Genomic DNA, 24,319 nt, shown 5'->3' on the forward strand with positions numbered 1-24,319 from the left:
CGGAGCGCCTTGCCTGCGTGCGATCTGTCGCCGGATCCTACGACGTTCATTCAGGACATGCAGCGGAAAAGCAAGCCGAGGCAATGGCCTGCAAAATCCTGTTGCACTTTCTTGCGACAAACTTGCACTGCTGTGCAACAACTGTCAATCTGTGATGCAGAGGCTACCGCCGGACAAGGGAGCGGCCCGTGAATTCGACCATTCAGCTGATTGACCTTCTGGGTGCCGCAGCGCTGCTGCTGTGGGGGTTGCGCATGATCAAGACGGGCGTCCTGCGCGCCTATGGCGCGGTGCTGCGACAATGGCTTGCTCGGGGCGCCGGAAACCGTGTCGCCGCGGCCTTCTGGGGGTTTGTCGCGACGCTGGGCCTGCAATCCAGCACGGCGACAGCGGTCATCATCGGGTCATTCGCGGGACGGGGCATCGTGCAGCCGCGAATGGGGCAGGCGATGATGCTGGGGGCCAATCTGGGCACGGCGATCGTCACGCTGGTGCTGTCGGCGGACGTCCATTGGATCGGCAGCGCGGCGATCTTTCTGGGCGTGCTGACCCACAATCTGTCGCGGGGGAACCGCAGCCGGAACCTGGGTCGGGCCGTGCTGGGCCTTGGCTTCATGCTGTTGGCGCTGCAGCTTCTGGGACATGTGACCGAACCGTTGCGCGACTCTCCGACGGTTGCGGCGATCCTGTCGGGGCTGGGCGACGCGCCGGTCTTTGCGCTGCTGCTTGCCGCCGGTCTGGCCATCCTTGGATCATCCAGCCTGGCGGTGGTGGTGCTGGTCATGCTGCTAGCGGGGGCGGGTGTCGTCGGTCCGGAACTGGCGCTGTGGCTGGTGGCGGGGGCCAATCTGGGCGGCGCGGTTCCACCTTGGCTTGCCGTCCGGGCCGAGGGTGCGGCTGCCGAGCGGCTGACGCTGGCGAACCTGATGGTGCGGGCGTTCGGCGCGCTTGTGGTGCTGATCCTTGCGGGGCCGATATCCGATGGCTTGGGGCAGCTGCTTCCCGAGCCCGCCAGTTTCGTGGTCGGGGCGCATGTGGCCTTCAACCTTGCTTTGCTGCTGCTTTTCCTGCCCTGCCTTTCCCCCGTTGCGCATCTGGCGGCGCAGCTGGTCCCCGACCCCGTTGACAGCCCCGAGGCAAAAACTCATCTGGACGATGCCTTGCTGCCCATGCCCGAGATGGCGCTGGCCGTCGCCGCGCGGGAAACACTGCGGCTTGGCGATCTTGTCGACGAGATGTTGGGCCGCACCGTCGCTTCGTTGCGGGATGCGGACGAGGCGCCGATTGCCGAGGTGTCCCGGCTTGAGGAGCAGGTCGACCGCCTGACCGAGTCGGTCAAGCTGTATGTTGCGCGGCTGAGCCGGGGCGAGCTGGACGAGGCAGAGGCGCGGCGGGCGACCGAGATTGTCTCCTATGCCATCAACCTTGAGCATGTCGGCGACATCGTCGAGGGCGGGATCGCCGAGATCGCGACCAAGAAGCTTCGCAAGAAGCTGACCTTTTCCGCCGAGGGACAGGCAGAGATTTCGGCCTTCTTTCTGCATACTCAGGAAAACCTGCGTATGGCCCAGGCGATTTTTCTGTCGCGCGATGCGGCGCTGGCGCGAAGGCTGGTGGCCCGCAAGGTCGAAAGCCGGCGGATCGAGGCGCAATCGGCCGATTGCCACATGGCCCGCATGCGGATCGGGCTCGCCGAAACGCTGGAGACGAGCACGATCCACCTGGACATTCTGCGCGATCTGAAGCGGGTCAACGCGCATATCGCCTCGGTCGCCTATCCCATCCTGGAAGAGCTGGGGATGCTGGAAGAAAGCCGGCTGAAGGGCGATCTGGTCGCCGCCCGCTGATTGCGCAATCGCCGCGTCGGAAACTGGTGACGGGGGCGGAAATTCCTGAAACACTTGTCGGACGCGATGTCCCGTCTGGCCCCTGATGAGCACTCTGTTCCCGATCCATGTCGCCCGTGTCTATGATCCGCCCGAAGCGCGGATCGGCGCGACGATCCTGGTGGACAGGCTGTGGCCGCGGGGCGTCGCTAGGGCAAGCCTGCGGCTGGACGATTGGCCGAAGGACGCAACCCCTTCGACCGAGCTGCGCAAATGGTTTCACGCCGACCCCTCACGCTGGTCCGAGTTCGGCGAGCGTTACCGCGCCGAGCTTGCCCGGTCCCCGGACGCCCTGGATCCGGTTGTGGATCTGTGCCGCAAGGGGCCGGTGACGCTGCTGACGGCCAGCCATGACCGCGACCACAACCATGCGGTCGTGCTTCGGGATTACCTGATCCATTTGCTGCAGAAGGAGGCCTGACTATGGCCCGAACCTCGCCCCTTTCCACGCCGCTTTGCGCCTTGCTGGGGTGCGAGGTGCCGATCCTGCTGGCGGGTATGGGCGGCGTCGCGCGTTGGGAACTTGCTGCTGCCGTCGCGAATGCGGGCGGGTTCGCGCAGCTTGGCATGGTGCGCGAGGATCCCGCCCTGATCGCGACCGAGGTCAGGGCCTTGCAGGCGGCGACGGACCGGCCTTTTGCGGTGAATGTCATCCCCTCGGCAACCGAGCCCGGGTTGCTGGACCGCCAGATCGGTACTTGCCTTGACCTTGGCGTCGGGACGTTTTCGTTCTTCTGGGATGTGGTGCCCGAGGTGGTGCGGCGGGCCAAGGCGGCTGGGGCGCAGGTGATCCATCAGGTCGGGACGCCCGACGCCGCCCGCATGGCCGAGGATGCCGGTGCGGATGCCCTGATCGCGCAAGGGGTCGAGGCAGGCGGACATATCCACGGTGAAACCGGGATGCTGCAACTGGTCGAAACCGTGGTCCGGGCGGCGTCGGTTCCCGTTGTCGCCTCGGGCGGGATTGCCAGCGGCGCGGGACTGGTTGCCGCGCTTGCGGCGGGGGCGCAGGGCGTCCAATGCGGCACTGCCTTTCTGGCGACCACGGAATCCTTTGCGCATGACTATCACAAGACCCGCGTCACCGGTGCGCGCGCGCAGGATACGCTGCGAACCGATATCTTCGTCCTGAACTGGCCCGCCCATGCGGCGGTGCGGGTCATCGGGAACAGCGTGACGCAGCCGCTGGGATTTCATCTGATGGGCCATGACCCGGACGCGCTGCCCCGAGAGGTGATCGCCGACGAAGGTGGTCGCCCGATCCTGCGCTACAGCACGGACTCGCCGCTGCGCATCACCACCGGAGATCTTGAGGCGATGGCCCTGTTCGCGGGTCAGGGCGTCGACGCAATCAACGACATCCCCCCGGCCGCCGAACGCCTGCATCGCATCGTCGCCGAGGCCGAGGCGATCCTGAACGGATTTCGGGCGAGGGCATGACACGGGGGCCGAAGCCGACGGGCGACGCAGGCTCGCCCCCCTGTCTCGCGGCAGAAATCGCGCCGGATTACTTTGACCCTCTGGGCGTCGATGCGCGGCAGGCCGCAGATGTTGCGCGCTGGCGCAAGGCACGCCGGGGCGAGTTGCTTCTGGCCCGCGCGGCACTGAGCATCGCGGATCGCCAGAGCGCGGCGGTGCGGATCGGGGATCATCTGGACCGCCTGCTTGAGGATCGCTTTCCCGATCTTTCGGGGAAGGTGATATCGGGATACTGGCCGATCAAGTCCGAGCCGGACCTGCGCGGCTGGATGGCGCGCTGCCTTGCGCTGGGGGCGTCGCTTGCCCTGCCAGAGGTGGCGGAAACCAACCGCCCGCTGGTCTTTCGTCCGTGGCGTCCAGGCGCCGCAATGCGGCGAGGGCATTGGAATATACCGGTTCCCGATACGACCGAGACCCTGACGCCGGATATCGTCCTGGCCCCGTTGGTGGGCTGGGATGCGGGCGGGTACCGGCTGGGCTATGGCGGCGGCTATTTCGACCGCACCCTTGCCAGCATCCGACCTTTTGCGATCGGCGTCGGATTGTCTGCGGGCAGGCTTGCCTCGATCTATCCCCAGCCGCATGACGTCGGGCTTGGCGCCATCGTCACCGATGGTGGCATCGACTACCTTCGCGGGGCCTAGCGGTCTGTCGCGACGAAAAAGGCCGGGCGATTGCCCGGCCTTTCCTATTCTTCCGTGGCAGTGCGATCAGTCGCGGTTGCCCAGGAATTGCAGCAGGAACATGAACATGTTCAGGAAGTCCAGGTAAAGCTGCAGCGCGCCCATGATGGCGGCCTTGCCCAGGAAATCCCGATCCGAATTCGCCAGTTGCAGATAGGTGTTCTTGATGTTCTGCGTGTCAAAGGCGGTCAGGCCGGCGAAGATCAGCACCCCAATGACCGAGATGGCGAATTGCATCGCACCCGATTTCAGGAAGATGTTGATGATCGAGGCCACGATCAGGCCGATCACGCCCATCATCAGGAAGGTGCCAAGACCCGACAGGTCACGCTTGGTCGTATAGCCGTAAAGCGAGAGACCCGCAAAGGCGATGGCCGTCACCAGGAAAGTCTGCACGATCGACACCGAGGTGTAGACGGCGAAGATCCAGCTGATCGACACGCCCATCATCGCGGCGAAGGCATAGAACAGCGTGGTCGCACCCTGCACGGACAGACGGTTCAGCGCGGCGCCAAAGGCAAAGACCATCAGAAGCGGCGCGAACATCACCACCCATTTCAGGGGCGAAAGGTAAAGCACCTTGCCGAACTCAGTCAGGAATTGGCCATTGCCAAGCGAGTAGGGCGTCTGGACATCCGACAGCGCAAGACCCGCCATGCCCCACGCGGCGCCAGCGGTCACGAGCATACCCACAGCCATCAGGCTGTAGACCTTGTTCATGTAGGCACGAAGGCCCTCATCCACGGCAGCCGAGCGCGTCGCGGTCCCGGCCGTGCGGATCGAATTGTAGTCTTGCATAGGTTCTCCCCGGTCGAAAAACGCGGTGCGGCCCGTCAGGCCCACCATCTGCTTCGATATTGGCAAACCCTGCCGGTTTTTCAATGTTTCTGACAGGGTTTCCCGAGTTTTTGACATGGATTTCAGATCGTGATGACGATCTTTCCAATGGCGCGGCGGTCGCGCAGCAGCTCATAGGCTGCGGGCAGATCCGCCAAGGGCAGGGTCGTTCCAACATGCGGATTGATCCGCCCATCCTGGAAAAGGCGCATCAGCTCCTCGATGCTGCTGCGCATCATCGCGGGGTTCAGTTGGCGATAGGCGCCCCAATAAAAGCCGTGGATTGCGATGTTCTTCACCAACGCGTGGTTCAGTGGCAGGTCGGGCGGTGTTCCGGCGGCAAAGCCGATCAGCAGGAAACGCCCGCCCGGACGCAGCGCGCCAAAGGCCTGCCGCCCCGGATCGGCCCCGACCGGGTCATAGACCACGTCGACCCCACCAGCCTCGCGCAGGGCGGCGCGCAGGTCGGGAATATCGTCGCTGTCAAGGACATGATGCGCGCCTGCCTTGCGCAGGACGGCCAGCTTGTCCGCCCCCCGCGCTACGGCGATCACGCGCGCGCCCAGGGCGGCGCCGATTTCGACCGCAGTCAGTCCGACGCCGCCAGCCGCGCCCAGCACCGCCAGCGTTTCGCCGGGTGTCAGCAGGGCGCGGCGGGTCAGGGCAAGGTGGCTGGTGCCATAGGCGACCAGAAAGCCCGCCGCCTGCGCATAGCTCATCGAGTCCGGTATCGGATGGCACCACGCAGCGGGAAAGATATTCGCTTGCGCCATGGTGCCCTGACCCAGCACGGCGACCCGAGTTCCGGGACGCAAATCGCAATCCGGTCCGGCCTCTACAACCTCGCCCGCGCCCTCGATTCCGGGGATGAAAGGCAGGGGAGGCGTGTCCTGATATGCCCCGGTCTGCATCAGCAGATCGGCAAAGTTCAGGGCGGCGGCATGCATCCGCACCACCACCTCGCCGGGGCCCGGATGACGATGCGGCAACTCGCCCCATGAGGGCGGACTTGCCTTTTCAGACAACCTCATCACTTTCCAGTATTCAGGCATGAAGCTCCCTGTCATATATCGCTAAGGTGCCGCTTTGAGCCGCAAAATCTCGGGTATCAGCCTGCAGGCCGGGGAAAGTTAAACTTCTGGTCACTTCAGGTCTTTGCTACTCGTAAGTTGCGGTATCATATTGTAGCGCCCGTGTAGATTGAGTGAGGTGTTACCATGAAGCATAATGTCGATGTCCATGTTGGAAAGCGAATCCGTCATCGCCGCTGGATGATCGGAATGACCCAGCAGCAACTGGCCGAAAAAGTGGGCATCAAGTTTCAGCAGATCCAGAAATATGAAACCGGGATGAACCGGGTCTCTGCTTCGCGGCTTTGGGACATAGCACAGGCCGTTGACGTGCCCGTCAGCTTCTTCTTCGAGGGGATCGAGGACGCCAAGCTGCAAAGCACCGTCGAGGGGGACATCCTGGCCGACAAAGAGGCGCTTCAGCTGGTCCGCGCCTATTACGCGATGCCAGAAGCGCAGCGCCGCCAGATCTTCGAACTTGCGCGGGTTCTGTCCGACGCTGCCTGAAGGCGGCATGACGGGTTTTCTCTTTACCCGGTCCCGGCTAATCCTGCGGTAAGCAGGATCTAGACAGGGACAGCCCATGGGACAGGATCAGGACACGCGGTCGGACAGGATCGCGGCCGGTATTTCGCCAGAGATTGCCGATAAGATCACCGCGACGGCCCACCGGCTGGCGGACGTCGCGCGGCAGGAAACCTTGCGCTGGTTCCGCAGTCCGGACCTTCACCCGCAGAACAAGGCCCAAGCCGGGTTCGATCCGGTGACGGACGCCGATCGCGCCAGCGAGCGGGCGATGCGGGCGATCCTTGATGCTGAACGGCCCGAGGACGCGATTTTGGGCGAGGAATTCGGCGCGCGTGCGGGGCAAAGCGGGCTTACCTGGGTGCTGGACCCGATCGACGGCACTCGTGCCTTTATGGCGGGCGCACCCAGTTGGGGCGTGCTGATCGGTGTCACCGACGACCGTGGGCCGATCTATGGCATCGTGGACCAGCCTCATCTGGGCGAAAGATTCGAGGGTGGGTTTGGTCGGGCGGTGCTGACGGGACGCGATGGCACGACGCCCCTGCGCGCGCGGCGGGGCGTGGACCTGTCCGAAGCGACCCTGATGAGCACCTATCCAGAGGTCGGCAGCGCCCATGAGCACGCGGCATTCCGTCGCGTGGCCGATCGGGCGCGGCTGACCCGCTATGGTCTTGATTGCTATGCCTATGCGCTGCTGGCTGCGGGTCATGTCGATCTGGTGATCGAGGCGGGGTTGCAGTCCTATGACGTGGTTGCGCCCATCGCCGTGGTTCAGGCCGCAGGTGGCGTCATTACCGACTGGACCGGCGGCGACGCCCATCACGGTGGCCGCATCATCGCAGCCGGATCGCCCGAGTTGCATGCGCAGGCGCTTGAACTTCTTGCCGGTTGACGCGCCCGATTGAGGCCGCCATCAGCCGCGACTATGGTGCGGCGAATGTGAATGCCCCGTCCAAGAGGAGCCAGCCATGATCGAGCAGCGTGAAGCCGAGCCGGAGGTCCACGAGGACGAATTCCAGCTGAGTCAAAGTGAGCTGGAGGCAATCGGCCGCGCCATCGACGATGGCGACCGCACCATGCTGGACAAGCTGCTGGACGACGTCCACGCCGCCGACATCGCCGACCTGATCGAACAGTTGGCTCCGCAGCGGCGGCGAAAGTTCCTGGATCTGTATTCCGGCGAGATCGACGGCGAGATCCTGTCCGAGATCGACGAATCCATCCGCGAAGAGGTGGTCGAGCAGCTGCCGCGCGAAGTGCTTGCCGAAGCCGTGCGCGAGATGGACAGCGACGACGTCGTCGACCTGATCGAGGATCTTGAGGCGCCGGAACGTCAGGTCATTCTTGAGGCGCTCGACGAACCCGACCGTGCCGCGGTCGAACAGTCGCTGACCTATCCCGAATATTCGGCCGGACGCCTGATGCAGTCCGAGACAGTGACTGCGCCAGAACACTGGACGGTGGGCGAGGCCATCGACTTCCTGCGACAAGAGGATTGGCTGCCTGACCAGTTCTATCACGTCATCCTGGTCGATCCCCGGCAGCATCCGATCGGCTATGTCACGCTTGGCAAGTTGCTGGCCTCTCGCCGACACATCCCGCTGCGCGAGATCACCGAGGACAGTTTCCGCACCATCTCGGCGCGCGAGGACGAAGGTGATGTCGCCTATGCCTTCAACAAGTATCACCTGATCTCGGCGCCGGTGGTTGACGACCACGACCGGCTTGTCGGCGTCATCACCATCGACGACGCCATGTCGGTTCTGGACGAGGAGCACGAGGAAGACTTCCTGCGCATGGCGCGCGTGTCCGACGACAGCCACGTTTCGGACGGGCCGCTGGAAACCGCAAAGCAGCGCTTGCCCTGGCTGATCATCAACCTTTTCACCGCCTCGTTGTCGGCGCTGGTCATCTCGCGCTTTGAACAGACACTGGCGCAGCTTGTCATCCTGGCGGCGCTGATGCCCATCGTGGCCTCGACCGGGGGGATTGCGGGAACGCAATCGCTGGCGGTTGCCGTCCGGGCGCTGGCAACGCGTGAACTGACCAGTTCGAACGCGCGGCGGGTGATCCTGCGCGAGTTGCTGGCCGGGCTGCTGAACGGGTTGGGGCTTGCGCTGATCCTGACGCTTGCGGGGACGTTCATTCTTGGCGACATCCAGATCGGTCTGGTGCTGGGCATGGCGATGATCGCAAACCAGATCGTCGCCGCGATGGGGGGGGTGCTGGTGCCGCTGGGCCTTGGAAAGCTGGGGCTGGACCCGGCGCTTGCCTCGGGCACCTTCGTGACCACGATGACCGACATGATGGGGTTCTTCGCATTTCTGGGGCTGGCGTCATGGATACTGGTCTGAAGGCCGCGCTGCGCCGGCAGGCGCTTGTGGCGCGCGCAGAGGGTGGCGACCCCGCGGCCTTGACCCGCAACCTGTCGGACGCGCTTCTTCCCTTCCGCGGGCGCGTCCTGGCGGGCTATTGGCCCATGCGAACCGAGGCCGATCCGCGCCCCGCCATGGCGGCCCATGACGGACCCGTCTGCCTGCCGGTGGTGCTTGGCCCCGACCTGCCGCTGCTGTTCCGTCTGTATGACGGTCGGCTGGAAGGCGGCGGGTTCGGCACCAGCCATCCGCCCGAGGATTGCCCCGAGGTCCTTCCCGACGTGCTGATCGTGCCGCTGGCGGGTTTCGACGGGAACGGGCATCGGCTGGGATATGGCGGTGGGTTCTATGACCGGACACTGCATATGTTGCGCGCGACAAGGAAGGTCGCGGCCATCGGATTCGCCTTCGCCGTTCAGCAAGTCGACCCGATTCCCGCTGAATCGACTGATGAGCCGCTGGACCTTATCGTCACCGACCGCGAAATCCTGACTTTTCCGCAGCCCGCGCGCTGAGGCGGTTCGGGGAACCAAGCCCGAACAATTCTCGCGGGGTGCTTGTGGAAAAGGTCTGGGCGTGCTGTTGGAAGCTGCGACGCAGCCTGCATTTTTCTGGACCCGCTGGCTGTTAAGTCCGGTTAATCCAAGGGTAGGGCGAATCCGCGCGGTGAAACGCAGGCCTTCCTGTCAATTTCCAATCTTTCCACCCGCGCAAATAAATCCGTTGAATATGACCGAGGCAGGGTGCAGTTTGTGGCAGTTGCTGCGGAAACCACCAGATCTTGTCAATGCTGGCAGGTTTCGCGGATAGACACGGGTTTGCGCCGCTGTATGGCGGTGGGTGCATGGTCAAATTTCGCCTCCCCGTTGGGGAAAGGGCGGGAAACTGTCGGGCGGCGGATATCCGGGACAAGTTCCGGGGGGACATCAGACCGCGCAGGCAAGCGATCAGATCGGGCGAAACGACCCGACGCTTGGCAAAACGGACGATCCGGCGAACGGGTCGCCCCGACATCGAGCGGGTTCGGGAATGAAGGCCGTCCGCACTGCCGCAGACGCGGCAGGACTGGCACGACATTGAACGAGGGGCATCGCCGCGGACGGGACCGAAGGCGCCGGCACAGCCGGTTTCGGTCCGGCCCGCGGCCTTGTCACATTCCAGTGCATTGCAGGCGCGCTCGTGCCGAGAAACGCGACATATCCGCGCGGATCCTCTAGGCTTTGATCGCGTGATCTTTGTTGCTTCGCGATTTTCCCCAAACGCGAAGGCCTTGCTCTGTTTTCTTGCTGTAACCATTGACGAATCCGACTTTCACAAGTCACGATCAGTTCATTCTTTGCGAGCGTGGTTCATTTGCAACGGGCCTGAAAATCCCCTTGAAAGTGAGCATATTGCCGGGGCGACCGAGGGGCCGCACGGTATCCAAGGAGACCACTCAGATGAAGAACCTTTCTCCCCGTCATTTCCTGACTGCTTCGGGTCTGGCGTTGTTGGTGGCGCTGTCCCCGGCGATCGCGCAGCAGGCCGTGGCGCCCGCGGACGAGGCGCAGGCGGCGGCGAATGACAACAAACCTCTGGCGGCGCCCGAAAGCAACGCCCGCAAGGAACAGGTGATGCCCGAGACCTTTGCGGATCTCGTGGATCAGGTCAGCCCGGCAGTCGTGAACATCACCACCACCGCGACCGTCTCGACGCCGCTGGCCGGTGGCCCGCAGCTGCCCGAGGGTAGCCCGTTCAGTGATCTGTTCCGCGAATTCGGTTTCCCGGGCTTCCCTCAGGGCGGTCCCGAGGGGCAGGGCCCCAGTGAGGAACAGCGCTCGAACGCGCTTGGTTCGGGCTTCGTGGTCTCGGCCGAGGGGCTGATCGTTACCAACAACCACGTCATCGACGGTGCCGACGAGATCGAGATCGAATTCTTCTCGGGCAAGACCCTGCCCGCCAAGGTCATCGGCAAGGATGACAAGACCGACATCGCCGTGCTGAAGGTCGAAAGCGACAAGCCGCTGCCCTTCGTCAAGTTCGGCGATAGCGACAAGGCTCGCGTGGGCGACTGGGTGCTGGCGCTTGGGAACCCGCTGGGGCAAGGCTTCTCGGCATCGACGGGGATCGTCTCGGCCCGGAACCGCGCCCTGTCGGGCACCTATGACGACTTCATCCAGACCGACGCCGCGATCAACCGCGGGAACTCGGGCGGGCCGCTGTTCAACATGGATGGCGAAGTCATTGGCGTGAACACCGCGATCCTGTCGCCCAATGGCGGCTCGATCGGTATCGGCTTCTCGATGGCGTCGAACGTGGTCAGCAAGGTCGTCGACCAGCTTGAGGAATTCGGTGAAACAAGGCGTGGCTGGCTGGGCGTCAAGATCCAGCCGGTGACCGAGGATATCGCCGAATCGCTGGGTCTGGCGGAAGCCAAGGGTGCGATGGTCACCGACGTGCCGACCGGTCCTGCGCTGGATGCGGGCATGAAGGCGGGCGACGTGATCACCAGCTTTGGCGGCAGCAACATCAAGGATCCGCGCGATCTGGTGCGCCGCGTGGCCGATGCGCCGGTCGGCAAGGCGGTGGACGTGACCGTGCAGCGCGATGGCAAGCCCGTCGACCTGCAGATCACGCTGGGCCGCCGCGAAATCGCGGAAGGCGGCGACAGCACGGATTCGAAGAAGCAAAGCGAGAATCCGTCGGACATCATGGGCATGTCGGTTGTGCCGCTGACCCCCAGCCTGGCCGGAGAATTGGGCGTGGCCTCGGATTCGAAGGGGTTGGTGGTCCAGTCGGTCGAACCCGAGGGTGCTGCCGCCGACAAGGGGCTGAGCCGTGGCGATATCATCACCGAGGCCGGGCAGCGCCCCGTGACTTCCCTGGATGACCTGAAAGCGCGGATCAGCGAAGCCAAGGATGCGGGGCGCAAGTCGCTTCTGCTGATGGTTCGTCGCGAAGGCGAGCCGCGCTTCGTCGCACTGTCGATCGAGTGATACAAAAAGGGCCGGGAATATCCCGGCCCTTCTTGATCTTGCTGACCGGACGGGCGCCCTGAACGGGCGCCCTTTTCCATATCAAGGTTTGGGGGCCGGCGCAGGGGCCGCGGCCGGATCGGCGGGGGCAGGGACCGGCGTCGGCGCGCCATTAGGAGCGGGGATCCCGCCGGGAACGTCCTTGTTCGCCGCGACCAGCGCGTCGAAGCCCGAGGTGAAGCCCTTGAGCGAGAGCGACAGTTTGACCAGTTGGTCCTTTTTGGCGCCGAAAGGCAGCAGCGACACCGTGGCGGAGCTGCCGCGCTTCATCGGTGCAAGCTCGGCATCGGTCATGCCGATCCGCGAGATACAGCCCACGGGAGCGCACAGCATGAACGGATAGCGCGCGGCCTTGCCCGAATCGATCTGGAGGCCAAGGCCCGCCTGAAGGTCGGTTTCCAGCGGTGCGACGAAGGTCACGACGGCCTGCACCTCGCCGGACATCGGCAGGATCGACGCCTCGGCAACGGCCGAGCCGTGTTCGTCCTTGAGCAGCTGGTAAAGCTCGCACGGATCCTGGCCGCTTTCGGTTTTCATGCAGCGCAGCAGCCAGTCACCGTGGGTCGACTTGGCATAGGTCTGGCCGACCTGCGGTGTGGTGCCTTCGGGGACGGTGCCACCGGGGCCGGTTGCCGGGGCGGCTGCCGGGGCCGCAGCCGCAGGGGCTTCGGCAGGGGCGGCTGCGGGGGCGGTGGCCTCGGCTGCGGGCGCCGTTGCGGGCGCGGGCGATTCGGCGGTCTGCGCCATCGCACCCCCGGCCGTGCCGGCAATGGCAAAGATGGCGGCAAGCAGCGCCGCGGACGTCCTGTTGGCCATGGTTCTCTTCCTTTGGTCCAAGTTGTCGCGCTTGGTCCTATCACGCGGCCAAAGCCTTGTCAGTCGGCTTCACCGGACCCGGCGTCAACTTTGCGTATCCCCGCCACTGGGCTGGCCAAGTCATTCCGACACCCCGTTCAGGTTGTGTTCAGACCTGTTATCTAAAGATAAAATTGAAGAAACCCGAAGCACTTCGCGATGCTCCGGGTTCCAGCGCTTCCCTTCCCTGCCGGACTGGCCGGTCTTCATTGTGCGGAAAGCTAGTGGACCCCGACTGCACGGTCAACTGTCCTATTCGACAGCTTTGTGACGTATCGCGGGCCATCCTCGAACATGGCGTAGGGGGGATCGTGCCCCATCGAAAAAAGAACCGCGCCCGAAGGCGCGGCAGTCCAACAGGGAGGAAAGCCGGGGGAGGGAAACAATCCCGGCTCCCGGCATAACTACACTGGCACAAAAAGGTTTCGCTTGTATTCTGCTTTTCTGCAGGCCCGCGCATTTTTGTCCAGGCGAGGAAAACATGGCACAAATCGTCGATCCGGATGCTGGAACCGTCTTTGTCGGAGGAGGCGGTGAGGGCCATGCGGCGGCGCAGAACCTGCTGTTGAAATTTGCCAACCGGCATGGGCTGATCGCTGGTGCGACTGGGACCGGCAAGACGGTCACGTTGCAGACACTGGCCGAGTCGTTCTCGCTGGCTGGCGTTCCGGTCTTCATGGCGGATGTGAAGGGCGATCTTGCCGGGATTTCGAAATCCGGCAATACCGAGTCGGCTCTGAACGACGCCTTCCAGAAGCGTGCGACCCAGATCGGAATCACGCTGGATTATCAGGCCATGCCGGTGACGTTCTGGGATATCTGGGGTGAACGCGGTCATCCGGTCCGCACCACCCCGGCCGAGATGGGGCCGCTGCTGCTGGCGCGGCTGATGGACCTGTCCGACGCGCAGGAAGGCGTGCTCAACATCGCCTTCCGGATCGCCGATGAAGAGGGGCTGGCCCTTCTTGACCTGGCCGACCTTCAGGCGATGCTGGTCTGGGTCGGACAGAATGCGAAGGATCTGAGCCTGAAATACGGCAATGTCTCGACCGCTTCGGTCGGGGCGATCCAGCGCGCGCTGATGGTGCTGGAGAATGAGGGGGGCAAGCTGCTTTTCGGTGAACCGGCGCTGGCGCTTGCAGACATGATGCGGTGCGATGCCTCGGGCAAGGGGATGGTCAACATCCTGTCGGCCGAAAAGCTGATGAACTCGCCCCGGCTTTACGCGACATTCCTTCTTTGGTTGATGTCGGAACTGTTCGAGCAGCTTCCTGAGGTTGGCGATCCCGAGAAGCCCTGCATCGCCTTTTTCTTCGACGAGGCGCACCTGCTTTTCGACAATGCTCCGCCCGCGCTGGTCGCAAAGATCGAGCAGGTGGCGCGGCTGATCCGCTCCAAGGGCGTCAGCTTGTGGTTCATTAGCCAGAACCCGGCAGACCTGCCCGAAGATGTGCTGGGCCAGCTTGGAAACCGGGTCCAACACGCGCTGCGCGCCTTTACCGCGAAGGACCAGAAGGCCCTGCGGCTGGCGGCCGAGAATTACCGCCCTAACCCCGCATTTGAAACGGCCGAGGCGATCCAGTCCGTCGGTACCGGCGAGGCCGTAACCTCTTTGCTGGAGGCCAAGGGCGTTCCGGGCATGGTCCAGCGGACGCTGATCCGCCCGCCGTTGACACTGCTTGGTCCGATCCCCGATGCGGATCGCGCTGCGTTGAACCAGGCATCTGACATGGCGGCGAAGTACGGCAAGACAGTGGACCGGGAATCCGCCGCCGAATTGCTGAAGAAACGGGCCGAGGGCGCCGCGCAGGAAGCGGGCAAGACCCAGACCGTGAACGGCGACGACGACTTGTGGAAGATGGAGCCGGAACACAGCCGCGGTCGCCGCTATGATCCTTCGATCCAGATCCCGGCAGAGCCTAAACCGCGAGCGAAAGCGTCTAACCGCGATACCATCGCCTCGGCCTTCGGCAAGAGCCTTGCCCGGCAGCTTGGCACCAAGACCGGGCAGGCGCTGGTCAGGGGTGTGCTTGGATCGCTGTTCCGGGGCAAGTGACCGGCATGGGCGCTGCCATCCGAAACTCGGCCAGGATGGCGATCAGGATCAGGATATGGCGCTGCAGGTCGTAATCGGCCTGCGCTTCGATCCGCGCGGCGTTCAACTCGGCCTCTTCTGATCTCAGTCGCTGAAGGATGACGCGGTCATCCGGCAGAACTTCGCATTTCAGGATGCGGGGCAGATCCCGCCGCCGCTGATAGGCGCCCAGGCCGGCGCGGGCCGCCTGCGCCAGCAGCCGGGGTCGCCGCAGGTTGCCGGGCGCGGCTGCCGGGCGGAATTGGATCACGTTGCATATCATCGTCATGTCGCACCTCGCTGGTCTGATGCGGGAATGTTCTGCAACCTATGCGTGTGTTGCGCCCCAAGCCTGACCAGCGCGCGCCACGGCAAGAATTCTTTAGGAGTTGTTAGCAATTAATCACTCATCCCGGCGGCCCCAGCTCATCCGGTGATGATCAGTCAACGCTTGGCCGAGCACCTGCGCCGCTCGCCCTCACAAGAACAAGGGAATAATCATGACGTTTCAGACGGGTGACCTGAACCTGGATGCGATGCTGGCCGGCACTTCCGGGGGCGAACCCGCTGCGCCCGCTGTCACGCCGTCCCTGACGGTGCTTGCCGCTTCGGATGCGGGTGATCTTGGGCTTTATCTGCGCCATGTCGAGGGTGGCGAAAGCATCCGGGCGATTGCCCGAGAACTGGGCTGCCACGCCTCGACCATCCTGCGCCGCATCCGCCGCTTCGAGGCGCGGCGCGATGATCCTTTGGTTGATCAGGCCATCGAACGTGTCGCGGCCGATCCCTTGCCGCCGAAGCCACAGGGGGCGGGCTCGCGCACCATCGGACGGCAAGGGATCAGGCAGGTCGCTCGCATCCTGCGACGGCTTGCCGAGCCGACCGCGCAGCTGGTTGTCGCCCAGGGCATGGAAAAGGCCATCGTCGTACGTAACGATATCCGCACCGCCATCCTTGATCGCGAACTGGCAGAGCATATGGCCCTGCGGCAATGGGTCCAGATGGTCGGGCAGGGCAGGGTCAGCCGCTATGTCATTTCGTCGCAAGGGCGCGATGCGTTGCGTGGACTGATCGCTGCCGGTCCCTCGGCCGTCTTGCCCCAACGACCCGATTTTGCGCTGGCCGAGCCGGTGACTTCCGACCCTGCACCGGGGCTTGCCGAGGAGGCAGCGCCGTTCTCTCATGCCGACAGCCACCGGATCTGGGAGGAGCGCGAGATCCAAGACCCCGAAGATGGGCGCCGTCGCCGGACGCGTGTGAACATCGCGGAAAGCCCGCTGCTGATGCTGGCGCGGCGCCGAGAGGCCGATGGCCAGCCCTTCCTGTCGCCGGATATGGTCGCTGCGGAAGAGCGCCTGCGCGAGGATTATGAGCTGACGCAAATGGGGCCGCGGCTTGCACAGAACTGGGACCGCTTCCTGACTGCCGGGATCGACGTCTCGCGCGGCGGGGCCGGCTATGACGGGGGATCGGACAGCGCCCGCGGCCGCGTCGCCGCCGCCCTGCGCGAGTTGGGGCCGGGAATGGGCGATCTTTGCCTGCGCGTCTGCTGCTTTCTCGAGGGGATCGAAATGACCGAGCGTCGGCTTGGCTGGTCTGCGCGTTCGGGCAAGATCGTCCTGCGCCTGGCCCTGATGCGGCTGGAACGCCACTATCGCGAGTCTTATGGTTCGGGTTCGCCCTTGATTGGCTGAGCCCGGTTGCAGGACAGGGTGACAATACACAACTAGGCCTGCGGACACAGTTTTCCGGAAGGACCTATGGAAACCATATTCGCCCTTGTTCAGAACCCGGCAGCTTGGGTTGCCCTTGCCACACTGGTGGTGATGGAGGTGGTTCTGGGCATCGACAACCTGATCTTCATTTCGATCCTGACCAACAAGTTGCCGGAACATCAGCGCGAGCGTGCCCGCAAGATCGGCATCGGACTCGCGCTGATCATGCGCCTTGGACTGCTTGCCACCGTCGCCTGGATCGTGCGCCTGACCGAGCCGGTCATCACGATCCTGGGCAATGAGCTTTCCTGGAAGGACATTATCCTGATCGTTGGTGGTCTGTTCCTGGTCTGGAAGGCCACCAAGGAAATTCACCACCATGTCGATCCCGGCGACCCCGAGGATACTCTGATCGGCGCAGCCGTTGCGACCTTCGGCGGTGTCATCGTGCAGATCCTGATCCTCGACCTCGTCTTCTCGATCGACAGCATCATCACGGCGGTCGGCATGACGCCCCATATCCAGATCATGGTGATTGCGGTCGTGTTTGCCGTCACGGTGATGCTGCTGGCCGCGACTCCGCTGGCGAACTTCATCGAACGCAACCCAACCATCATCATGCTGGCGCTGTCGTTCTTGCTGCTGATCGGGACGACGCTGATCGCCGAAGGCCTGGGCGTTTATGTTCCCAAGGGCTACATCTATGCGGCGATGGCTTTCTCGGCATTGGTCGAGATGCTGAACATGTGGGCGCGCAACGGCCGCAAGCGCAGGCGTCTGGCCGAGAAACGCTGATCGGGCAAGCTTTCCACGGGCGCGGCATGGCTGCGCCCGTTCCCTTGCCGGGGTGGCGTTGCGTTCGCCCGGGCAAGGGGTTATCTCTGCGGCAACCGCGACCGAAAGGACCAGATCTTGCGCGATCTTCGGATGCCCGACCAGCGACACCCTGAAAAAGCCCACCGGCCCGATCAGGCTCAGCCAAAGAAACCTTCGTGGATCCGCGTGAAGGCCCCCACCTCCGAGGGCTACAAGCAGACCCGCGACATCATGCGCGAGAACCGGCTTTCGACCGTCTGCGAAGAGGCGGGTTGTCCCAACGTCGGCGAATGCTGGAGCCAGGGGCACGCGACCATGATGATCATGGGCGAGATCTGCACGCGCGGTTGCACCTTCTGCAACGTCGCGACCGGCAAGCCCAACGCGCTCGACGTGTTCGAGCCGGGCAGGGTGGCCCATGCGGTCCAGAAACTGGGACTGAAGCATGTCGTCATCACCTCGGTCGACCGCGATGATCTTCTGGACGGCGGGGCCGAGCATTTCGCCCAGACCATCCGCGCGATCCGCCACCGCTCGCCCTCATCCACGATCGAGGTGTTGACGCCGGACTTCCTGAAGTCGGACTCCTCGGCGCTTGAGATGGTAGTCGAGGCACGGCCCGACGTCTTCAATCACAACCTCGAAACCGTTCCCGCCCTTTATCCGACGGTGCGGCCCGGCGCCCGCTATTTCCACTCGCTGCGGCTTTTGCAGAAGGTCAAGGAACTTGACCCCGGGATGTTCACCAAGTCGGGCATCATGGTCGGCCTGGGCGAGGATCGCTCGTCAGTGTTGCAGGTCATGGATGATATGCGCGCCGCCGACATCGACTTCATGACCATCGGTCAGTATCTGCAGCCGACGCCCAAGCACCACCGCGTGGACCGTTTCGTGACACCCGAAGAGTTCGCGGGCTATGAGAAGGCCGCCTTTGGCAAGGGCTTCCTGATGGTTTCGGCGACACCGCTGACGCGGTCCTCGTATCACGCTGGGGATGATTTCGCCCGCCTGCGCGAGGCGCGAATGAAGAAGCTGGGCCGCGCTTAATCGCGGCTCTTGCAAAAGCTTCGAATGCCCCTTAGTCGGGGGGTGCAGGCCCGAGTGGCGGAATGGTAGACGCAGCGGATTCAAAATCCGCCGACGCAAGTCATGTCGGTTCGAGTCCGACCTCGGGTACCAGCCTGTTCTCCCAATCAAACTCCAGAATCCCGGCAGGCCATCTTCTTGGTCGCCCACGATCACTGCGGCTCACGACTGCGTGTGGGGGCGCAACCTCACCCGGCGTGGATCCGTTCCCCTGTCTCAAGACGATAACGCAGTCCGAAACGGAGGAAGACGCCATGAACTGGGATATCATCCAAGGCAAATGGAACCAGGTTAAGGGCTCGGTGAAAGAGAAATGGGGCGACCTGACCGACGACGATCTGACCGAGATCGAGGGCCGCAAGGACCAGCTGACCGGGAAGCTGCAGGAGAAATACGGCTGGACCAAGGAAGAGGCGGACCGCCAGGTCACGGACTTCTTCCGCGAAAAGGTCTGATTCCGGCTTTTCCGGATTGTGAATGAAAGGGCCCCTGCGTTGGCGGGGGCCCTTTCCACATCCATTTTCCTCTCTGATCGGCTGGAACAGAGGGCGAACCAATGAGCCATTGAACCCAGCGCGCAGCCTTCCTATCTTGTCCAGAAGCAGGAGGCATGCGCTGCCTATCTCGGGGCCACGCCTCTTGGCGAGAAAGGACTGATTCCATGAACGAATTCGCCCAGACCACTCATCCTGTCCTGCCTCTGCGGGACATCGTGGTGTTTCCCCACATGGTCGTACCGCTTTTCGTGGGGCGCGAGAAATCCGTGCGGGCACTGGAAGCCGTGATGGAGCAGGATCGCCCGATCCTGTTGGCTGCACAAAAGGACGCCGCGGTTGATGAACCCGCCGCTGACGGAATCTTCCGCACCGGCGTGCTTGCGAATGTCCTGCAATTGCTGAAGCTGCCGGACGGCACCGTCAAGGTGCTGGTCGAAGGCCGCGAACGTGTGCAGATCAACGACTTCATCGCGAACGAGAATTATTTCGAGGCGACGGCCGTGCCGCTTGCCGAAATCGAAGGCGACGAAGATACCCGCACCGCGCTGACCCGCGCGGTTGCCGAAGAGTTTGAACGCTACGTCAAGGTGCGCAAGAACATCCCCGAGGAAGTCGTTTCTGCCGTGGCCGAGGCGCGCGAACCTGCGCGACTTGCCGACCTGGTCAGCGGCCATCTGGGCATCGCGCTCGACAAGAAACAGGATCTTCTGGAAACCCTGAACACGGCTGAGCGCCTGGAAAAGGTCTATGGCCTGATGCAGGGCGAGATGTCGGTGCTGCAAGTCGAGAAGAAGATCAAGTCCCGCGTCAAGACGCAGATGGAGAAGACCCAGCGCGAGTACTATCTGAATGAGCAGATGAAGGCCATTCAGAAGGAGCTGGGCGACGGTGAGGATGGCTCGAATGAGTTGACCGAGCTGGAAGAGAAGATCGCGAACACCAAGTTCAGCAAGGAGGCCCGCGAAAAGGCCGATGCCGAGCTGAAAAAGCTGAAGTCGATGTCGCCGATGTCGGCCGAGGCCACGGTCAGCCGCAACTATCTGGACTGGCTGCTGGCGCTGCCGTGGGGCGTGAAGTCGCGGATCCGCAAGGACCTGGGCAAGGCCGAGGAAGTCCTCGATGCCGACCACTTTGGCCTGGAGAAGGTCAAGGAACGCATCGTCGAATACCTGGCCGTGCAGAACCGCTCGACCAAGCTGAAGGGGCCGATCCTGTGCCTCGTCGGCCCTCCGGGCGTCGGCAAGACCAGCCTTGGGCGTTCGGTGGCGAAAGCGACGGGGCGTGAATTCATCCGCATCAGCCTTGGCGGCGTGCGCGACGAATCCGAGATCCGTGGCCACCGTCGGACCTATATCGGTTCGATGCCCGGCAAGATCATCCAGGCGCTGAAAAAGGCCAAAACGACCAACCCGCTGATCCTGCTCGACGAGATCGACAAGATGGGGCAGGACTTCCGCGGCGACCCGGCTTCGGCCATGCTGGAGGTGCTGGATCCCGAACAGAACGCGACTTTCGTGGACCACTATCTTGAAGTGGAATACGACCTGTCGAACGTGATGTTCGTGACCACGGCCAACAGCTACAACATGCCTGGCCCACTGCTTGACCGGATGGAGATCATCCCTCTGGCCGGCTATACCGAGGACGAGAAACGTGAAATTGCGCGCCAGCATCTGCTGCCGAAGCAGATCAAGGCGAACGGTCTTCGCAAAGGCGAGTTCTCGGTCAGTGACGAGGCGCTGACCCACGTGATCCGCTATTACACCCGCGAGGCGGGCGTGCGGTCGCTGGAACGCGAAATCGCCAAGCTGGCCCGGAAATCGGTGACCGAGATCCTGAAGGGCAAGGTCAAGTCGGTCGACGTCGACTCGGACAAGGCCGAGGAATTCCTGGGCGTCCGCCGCTATCGCTACGGCCTGGCGGAAAAGGACGATCAGGTCGGCGTGGTGACGGGCCTGGCCTGGACGCAGGTCGGCGGCGATCTGTTGCAGATCGAAGCGCTGAAGCTACCGGGCAAGGGCCGCATGAAGACGACCGGGAAGCTGGGCGAGGTGATGAAGGAATCGATCGATGCCGCATCGTCCTTTGTCCGCTCGATCAGCCCGCAGATCGGGGTGAAGCCGACCAAGTTCGAAAGCGTGGATATCCACGTTCACGTGCCTGACGGGGCGACACCCAAGGATGGCCCTTCGGCGGGTCTGGCGATGGTGACCTCGATTGTGTCGGTGCTGACGCAGATCCCGGTCCGCAAGGACATTGCGATGACGGGCGAGGTTTCTCTGCGCGGCAATGCGATGGCTATCGGCGGGCTGAAGGAAAAGCTGCTCGCGGCGCTGCGTGGCGGGATCAAGACCGTTCTGATCCCCGTCGATAACGAGAAGGACCTGGCCGAGATTCCGGCCAACGTGAAGGAAGGGCTGAAGATCATCCCGGTCAGCCATGTGCGTGAAGTTCTTGAGCATGCGCTGGTCAGGAAACCCGAGGCGATCGAATGGGACGAGGCCGCCGAAGAGGCGGCCGAGGCCAGCCGATTGGCCGCCGCGCGTGAACAAGGCGGCGGGGGTGCCACTGTAGCCCATTGATTTGGTTGAACCGCGCGGATACCCTCCGCGCGGTTTCTTTTATCCAGTAGCTGCATCTTTCCGTGCAGGAGGTTTCATGTCAGGACATAGCCGTGTCGACGGAGATGATCGACTATCGCGGCAGCGGGAGGATGCCCTTCCGGAACCGGCGAATGCGACGGTTCTTCAAAAGCGCCAGTTTCTGAACCGCATTGCGCAACGGACCGGCCAACGCAATGCAGACATCCGCAACATTGTCGAGGCGACGCTCGCCGAACTGGGCGACGCGATTGCCGCAGGCCAGACCCTTGCGCTGCCGCCCCTTGGACGTGCCCGGATCAATCGTCAAAAGGATGTTTCCGGGTCCGAGGTCATCATCCTGCGCCTGCGCCGCCGCAAAGGCGACATCGCGTCATCGGCCCAGGACGAAGAATAAGGCGCATCGTGAAAAATTCTGCCTGAACCCCTTGCCGGCAGTTCCGACAGCCGTTATTCAGCGCGAACCGGGCGATTAGCTCAGCGGTAGAGCGCTTCGTTCACATCGAAGATGTCAGCGGTTCAAATCCGTTATCGCCCACCATTATTTGTGAATGGCCTTCGTATCTTAACTGATGCGGAGGCTTTTTGCATTCTCATGCAGAATGTCCCGCCGTTCCTGGAGCTGGGTTCTGGCGAGAAACTCACGAAATCCAACACTTCGCCGGCACTATTCAGGCGCTCCCGAGCGCGATAGGCCGACCACGGGGATGGCGGCATTGTTATGCCGATGCCATTCGTCGCTCAGGGCCACGGGCCCTCGAGCCGGACGGATGCCGTGCTGAACAGGCGGCAGTCCTTTCCGCCCCGACCCCGCGATAGACATGGCGTTCCTTCCAGAGCCATCCCCACTGGAGAATTGCGCCTCCCACTTTGTCTGTGAAGTCGCCGGGCTATCATGTCAGGTCCTGAGTGGGTGCGCCCTCTCTGATTGACTGAGTAACCGTCCCTATCAGAAGAAATTCCGGGGTCGTGTTGGGTGTCGGAGTCGAACCGAATCCACTTGCCGATGGTTAACCCAGCGGTCTTCCCACAGGGACACGCTTGGCCATGGAAAAGTTTTTTACACGCCTCGCCGGTCGAATTTCTTACTGGGCAGGGTCGCCTCTGGCTTTTGTGGCCTGCGTAGGATTTGTCGTGCTGTGGCTGGCAAGCGGTCCAGTGTTCGGCTTCTCAGATACCTGGCAACTGATCATCAATACGTCGACGACCATCATTACCTTCTTGATGGTCTTCCTGATCCAAAACACCCAAAACCGCGATAGTGCAGCCCTTCATGCCAAGATTGACGAACTGATTCGCGTTTCCAAGGCGCGAAACAAGTTCATCGGCATCGAACACCTCACCGAAAGCGAACTCGAGGAAATTCGAAAGACCTGTGAACGCGCGGCAGCACGCGCCGATAATCTGGCAGGTGATGAGACGGACTGATCATGCAGGCGGATGGTCAGCTCGCATGATCAAGACTGTTCCGGGCATCCTTGCCAACAGGGCGGCAGGTATGGCGACCGAGGCCGCCGTCAGCCATGACCTCAATGCGTCAGGCTTGAAACCAGCGCGTCATAATTCTCGACATACTTCTTGCGTGAGTAGTTATCCAGGCCGTCGCTGCATCCGGCAGAATACTTCTCGGGGTTCTTCAGGATTTTCCGCATCGCCTGCGCGATCTGGTTGATATTTCCGGGCTGGACCAGTTCGCCATTCACGCCGTTGCGGATCATTTCCTTGGGCCCGTAATCGACGTCATAGGAGAGCACCGGGCAATCCTGTGAAAGCGATTCCAGGATCGCAAGCCCGAACCCTTCGGTCAGCGTCGGATAAAGTGAGGCGATCGCGTTGCTGAAGACCGACATCGGGTCAGTGGTATAGCCCATCAGCTTGACCCGCCCACCCATCTTCAACTGTTTGATCAGCCCGACCAGTGGTTTGCGACCCGTCCCCTCGCCATAGATCAGGTAGTTGCAGTCGGGGAACTCATCGGCGATTTTGGCGAAAGCCTCGATGCATTCGGCGATGGGCTTGCCCACCGGGTCCAGGCGAGACACCGTGATCAGGTCCTTGCGCTGGGTGGTGATTGCACGCTGCTGGTCGCAGAAATGCGGCAGGACGACGATCGGCTTGTTGGGAACGAAGTCCGTTTCCAGCGCAAGCTTGTGTACATTGGTCGCGGTGATGATCGCATCGCCGTCGAAATTTTCGACCGCATGCTTGGCGCGGATCACGAAATTCCCGTTCGGCGCCTTGTGATCCGCGTGCAGGAAGAGGACTTTTGACCCCTTGATCATGTCGGGGCTATAGGGGATCGTCACGCCGTCGATGAAGGTGACATTGTTTCCCTGCGTGACGATCTGGACGAAGCTGGAAAAGAACTTGTCCTCAGCCTCGAAACTTTTTCCGGTGATGAAGTTCAGTCCGGACAGGAATTTCCCATCCACATAGCGCGCGGTGGACACGGGGCGCCCCTGCGCACAGTTGACGACCTGCTGCTCGTTCCCGTTCGAAGTCACTGTGATGGATACCGGTTTCGCTTCCGCGACCTGGATCGCACGCACGGGGCTTCCCTTGTCATACAGGGTGCGGGTGAAGATACTTTTCGTCTCGCCCTTTCGAAAGTCATCAAGCCCGGAAACGATACCATCCCTGTAATAGACCGTGCGCGCCTTTCCGACGATCTTGTAATCATGATCGGGAACCGGAACCGCGATTTCGGGATAGGGGGTTTCACGAATTTCTGCCGCGGCATCGAAAACGGATTTATAGTGAACGCCCTTAGCTATTTTGCCCAGCTTCACCAACTCGCGGAATAC

At 62.8% G+C, this 24,319-nt stretch carries 22 protein-coding genes and 2 tRNA genes; 19 read left to right on the forward strand and 5 right to left on the reverse strand.

Going from position 1 to position 24,319, the window contains the following annotated elements:
• Positions 1–188 precede the first annotated feature (188 nt).
• From ACO2Q4_RS19200 to ACO2Q4_RS19215, 4 genes are all read left to right on the forward strand, one after another.
• On the forward strand, positions 189–1,847 hold the full coding sequence (locus tag ACO2Q4_RS19200; protein ID WP_423321209.1) for a Na/Pi cotransporter family protein: 1,659 nt from the start codon (positions 189–191) through the stop codon (positions 1,845–1,847).
• Between the two features lie 85 nt (positions 1,848–1,932).
• Positions 1,933–2,307: a DUF488 domain-containing protein gene (locus ACO2Q4_RS19205; RefSeq protein WP_423321211.1), complete on the forward strand. Its 375-nt coding sequence runs from the start codon at positions 1,933–1,935 to the stop codon at positions 2,305–2,307.
• A gap of 2 nt (positions 2,308–2,309) precedes the next feature.
• Positions 2,310–3,326 (forward strand): NAD(P)H-dependent flavin oxidoreductase, encoded by a 1,017-nt coding sequence (locus tag ACO2Q4_RS19210; protein ID WP_423321213.1) that lies wholly within the window; start codon positions 2,310–2,312, stop codon positions 3,324–3,326.
• Positions 3,323–4,009 carry a 5-formyltetrahydrofolate cyclo-ligase gene (locus ACO2Q4_RS19215; RefSeq protein WP_423321215.1) on the forward strand — a complete coding sequence of 229 codons (687 nt, stop codon included), beginning with the start codon at positions 3,323–3,325 and terminating at the stop codon, positions 4,007–4,009. The genes ACO2Q4_RS19210 and ACO2Q4_RS19215 overlap by 4 nt, the downstream gene beginning before the upstream one ends.
• 66 nt (positions 4,010–4,075) lie before the next feature.
• On the opposite strand, the gene ACO2Q4_RS19220 is transcribed toward ACO2Q4_RS19215, so the two are convergent.
• On the reverse strand, positions 4,076–4,846 hold the full coding sequence (locus ACO2Q4_RS19220; RefSeq protein WP_311760873.1) for a Bax inhibitor-1/YccA family protein: 771 nt from the start codon (positions 4,844–4,846) through the stop codon (positions 4,076–4,078).
• Positions 4,847–4,968: 122 nt separating this feature from the next.
• On the reverse strand, positions 4,969–5,916 hold the full coding sequence (locus tag ACO2Q4_RS19225) for an NADPH:quinone oxidoreductase family protein (protein ID WP_423321217.1): 948 nt from the start codon (positions 5,914–5,916) through the stop codon (positions 4,969–4,971).
• A 186-nt stretch (positions 5,917–6,102) separates the two neighbouring features.
• Between ACO2Q4_RS19225 and ACO2Q4_RS19230 the strand changes: the two genes are divergently transcribed.
• The 5 genes from ACO2Q4_RS19230 to ACO2Q4_RS19250 all read left to right on the forward strand — a co-directional run bounded on the left by ACO2Q4_RS19230 (position 6,103) and on the right by ACO2Q4_RS19250 (position 11,833).
• Entirely contained in the window at positions 6,103–6,462 is a 360-nt protein-coding gene (locus ACO2Q4_RS19230; RefSeq protein WP_311760871.1) for a helix-turn-helix domain-containing protein, read from the forward strand.
• Positions 6,463–6,538: 76 nt separating this feature from the next.
• Entirely contained in the window at positions 6,539–7,375 is an 837-nt protein-coding gene (hisN, locus tag ACO2Q4_RS19235; protein ID WP_423321219.1) for a histidinol-phosphatase, read from the forward strand.
• Between the two features lie 76 nt (positions 7,376–7,451).
• Positions 7,452–8,837, forward strand: coding sequence for a magnesium transporter (gene mgtE, locus ACO2Q4_RS19240; protein ID WP_311760869.1), 1,386 nt, complete (start codon positions 7,452–7,454; stop codon positions 8,835–8,837).
• The gene (locus ACO2Q4_RS19245; RefSeq protein ID WP_311760868.1) at positions 8,822–9,373 is read left to right on the forward strand and encodes a 5-formyltetrahydrofolate cyclo-ligase; all 552 of its coding nucleotides are present in this window, start codon (positions 8,822–8,824) and stop codon (positions 9,371–9,373) included. Before mgtE ends, ACO2Q4_RS19245 begins: the two co-directional genes overlap by 16 nt.
• A gap of 924 nt (positions 9,374–10,297) precedes the next feature.
• Complete coding sequence (locus tag ACO2Q4_RS19250; RefSeq protein ID WP_423321222.1) at positions 10,298–11,833, forward strand: DegQ family serine endoprotease; 1,536 nt, start codon at positions 10,298–10,300, stop codon at positions 11,831–11,833.
• Positions 11,834–11,914: 81 nt separating this feature from the next.
• Here the strand turns inward: ACO2Q4_RS19250 and ACO2Q4_RS19255 are convergent, their stop codons facing one another.
• A complete protein-coding gene (locus tag ACO2Q4_RS19255) occupies positions 11,915–12,688 on the reverse strand; it encodes an invasion associated locus B family protein (RefSeq protein WP_423321224.1) in 774 nt (257 codons plus the stop codon).
• Between the two features lie 520 nt (positions 12,689–13,208).
• On the opposite strand from ACO2Q4_RS19255, the gene ACO2Q4_RS19260 reads away from it, so the two are divergent.
• Positions 13,209–14,783, forward strand: coding sequence for a helicase HerA-like domain-containing protein (locus ACO2Q4_RS19260; RefSeq protein ID WP_423321226.1), 1,575 nt, complete (start codon positions 13,209–13,211; stop codon positions 14,781–14,783).
• Here ACO2Q4_RS19260 and ACO2Q4_RS19265 read toward each other — a convergent pair.
• Positions 14,746–15,090 (reverse strand): DUF6477 family protein, encoded by a 345-nt coding sequence (locus ACO2Q4_RS19265; RefSeq protein ID WP_423321227.1) that lies wholly within the window; start codon positions 15,088–15,090, stop codon positions 14,746–14,748. The two genes, ACO2Q4_RS19260 and ACO2Q4_RS19265, sit on opposite strands and share 38 nt — an antisense overlap.
• 211 nt (positions 15,091–15,301) lie before the next feature.
• Between ACO2Q4_RS19265 and ACO2Q4_RS19270 the strand changes: the two genes are divergently transcribed.
• The 9 genes from ACO2Q4_RS19270 (at position 15,302) to ACO2Q4_RS19310 (ending at position 22,943) form a co-directional block, all read left to right on the forward strand.
• Entirely contained in the window at positions 15,302–16,495 is a 1,194-nt protein-coding gene (locus tag ACO2Q4_RS19270) for a DUF6456 domain-containing protein (protein WP_423321229.1), read from the forward strand.
• A 66-nt stretch (positions 16,496–16,561) separates the two neighbouring features.
• Positions 16,562–17,311: a TerC family protein gene (locus ACO2Q4_RS19275; RefSeq protein WP_311760863.1), complete on the forward strand. Its 750-nt coding sequence runs from the start codon at positions 16,562–16,564 to the stop codon at positions 17,309–17,311.
• A gap of 132 nt (positions 17,312–17,443) precedes the next feature.
• On the forward strand, positions 17,444–18,379 hold the full coding sequence (lipA, locus tag ACO2Q4_RS19280; RefSeq protein ID WP_311760977.1) for a lipoyl synthase: 936 nt from the start codon (positions 17,444–17,446) through the stop codon (positions 18,377–18,379).
• Positions 18,380–18,427: 48 nt separating this feature from the next.
• Positions 18,428–18,511, forward strand: a tRNA-Leu gene (locus ACO2Q4_RS19285).
• A gap of 161 nt (positions 18,512–18,672) precedes the next feature.
• Positions 18,673–18,873, forward strand: a complete 201-nt coding sequence (locus ACO2Q4_RS19290; RefSeq protein WP_311760862.1) for a CsbD family protein — start codon at positions 18,673–18,675, stop codon at positions 18,871–18,873.
• 206 nt (positions 18,874–19,079) lie between these two features.
• Positions 19,080–21,497, forward strand: coding sequence for an endopeptidase La (lon, locus tag ACO2Q4_RS19295; RefSeq protein WP_423321231.1), 2,418 nt, complete (start codon positions 19,080–19,082; stop codon positions 21,495–21,497).
• 76 nt (positions 21,498–21,573) lie between these two features.
• Positions 21,574–21,912: an HU family DNA-binding protein gene (locus ACO2Q4_RS19300; protein WP_311760860.1), complete on the forward strand. Its 339-nt coding sequence runs from the start codon at positions 21,574–21,576 to the stop codon at positions 21,910–21,912.
• Positions 21,913–21,981: 69 nt separating this feature from the next.
• Positions 21,982–22,056, forward strand: a tRNA-Val gene (locus ACO2Q4_RS19305).
• A 506-nt stretch (positions 22,057–22,562) separates the two neighbouring features.
• Positions 22,563–22,943: a low affinity iron permease family protein gene (locus ACO2Q4_RS19310; RefSeq protein WP_423321313.1), complete on the forward strand. Its 381-nt coding sequence runs from the start codon at positions 22,563–22,565 to the stop codon at positions 22,941–22,943.
• A 101-nt stretch (positions 22,944–23,044) separates the two neighbouring features.
• Here ACO2Q4_RS19310 and ACO2Q4_RS19315 read toward each other — a convergent pair whose 3' ends face one another.
• Positions 23,045–24,304: a glycosyltransferase gene (locus tag ACO2Q4_RS19315; protein WP_423321233.1), complete on the reverse strand. Its 1,260-nt coding sequence runs from the start codon at positions 24,302–24,304 to the stop codon at positions 23,045–23,047.
• Between the last annotated feature and the right edge of the window lie 15 nt (positions 24,305–24,319).

The sequence above is a fragment of the Paracoccus sp. KR1-242 genome (assembly GCF_049446195.1).
GTDB lineage: Bacteria > Pseudomonadota > Alphaproteobacteria > Rhodobacterales > Rhodobacteraceae > Paracoccus > Paracoccus broussonetiae.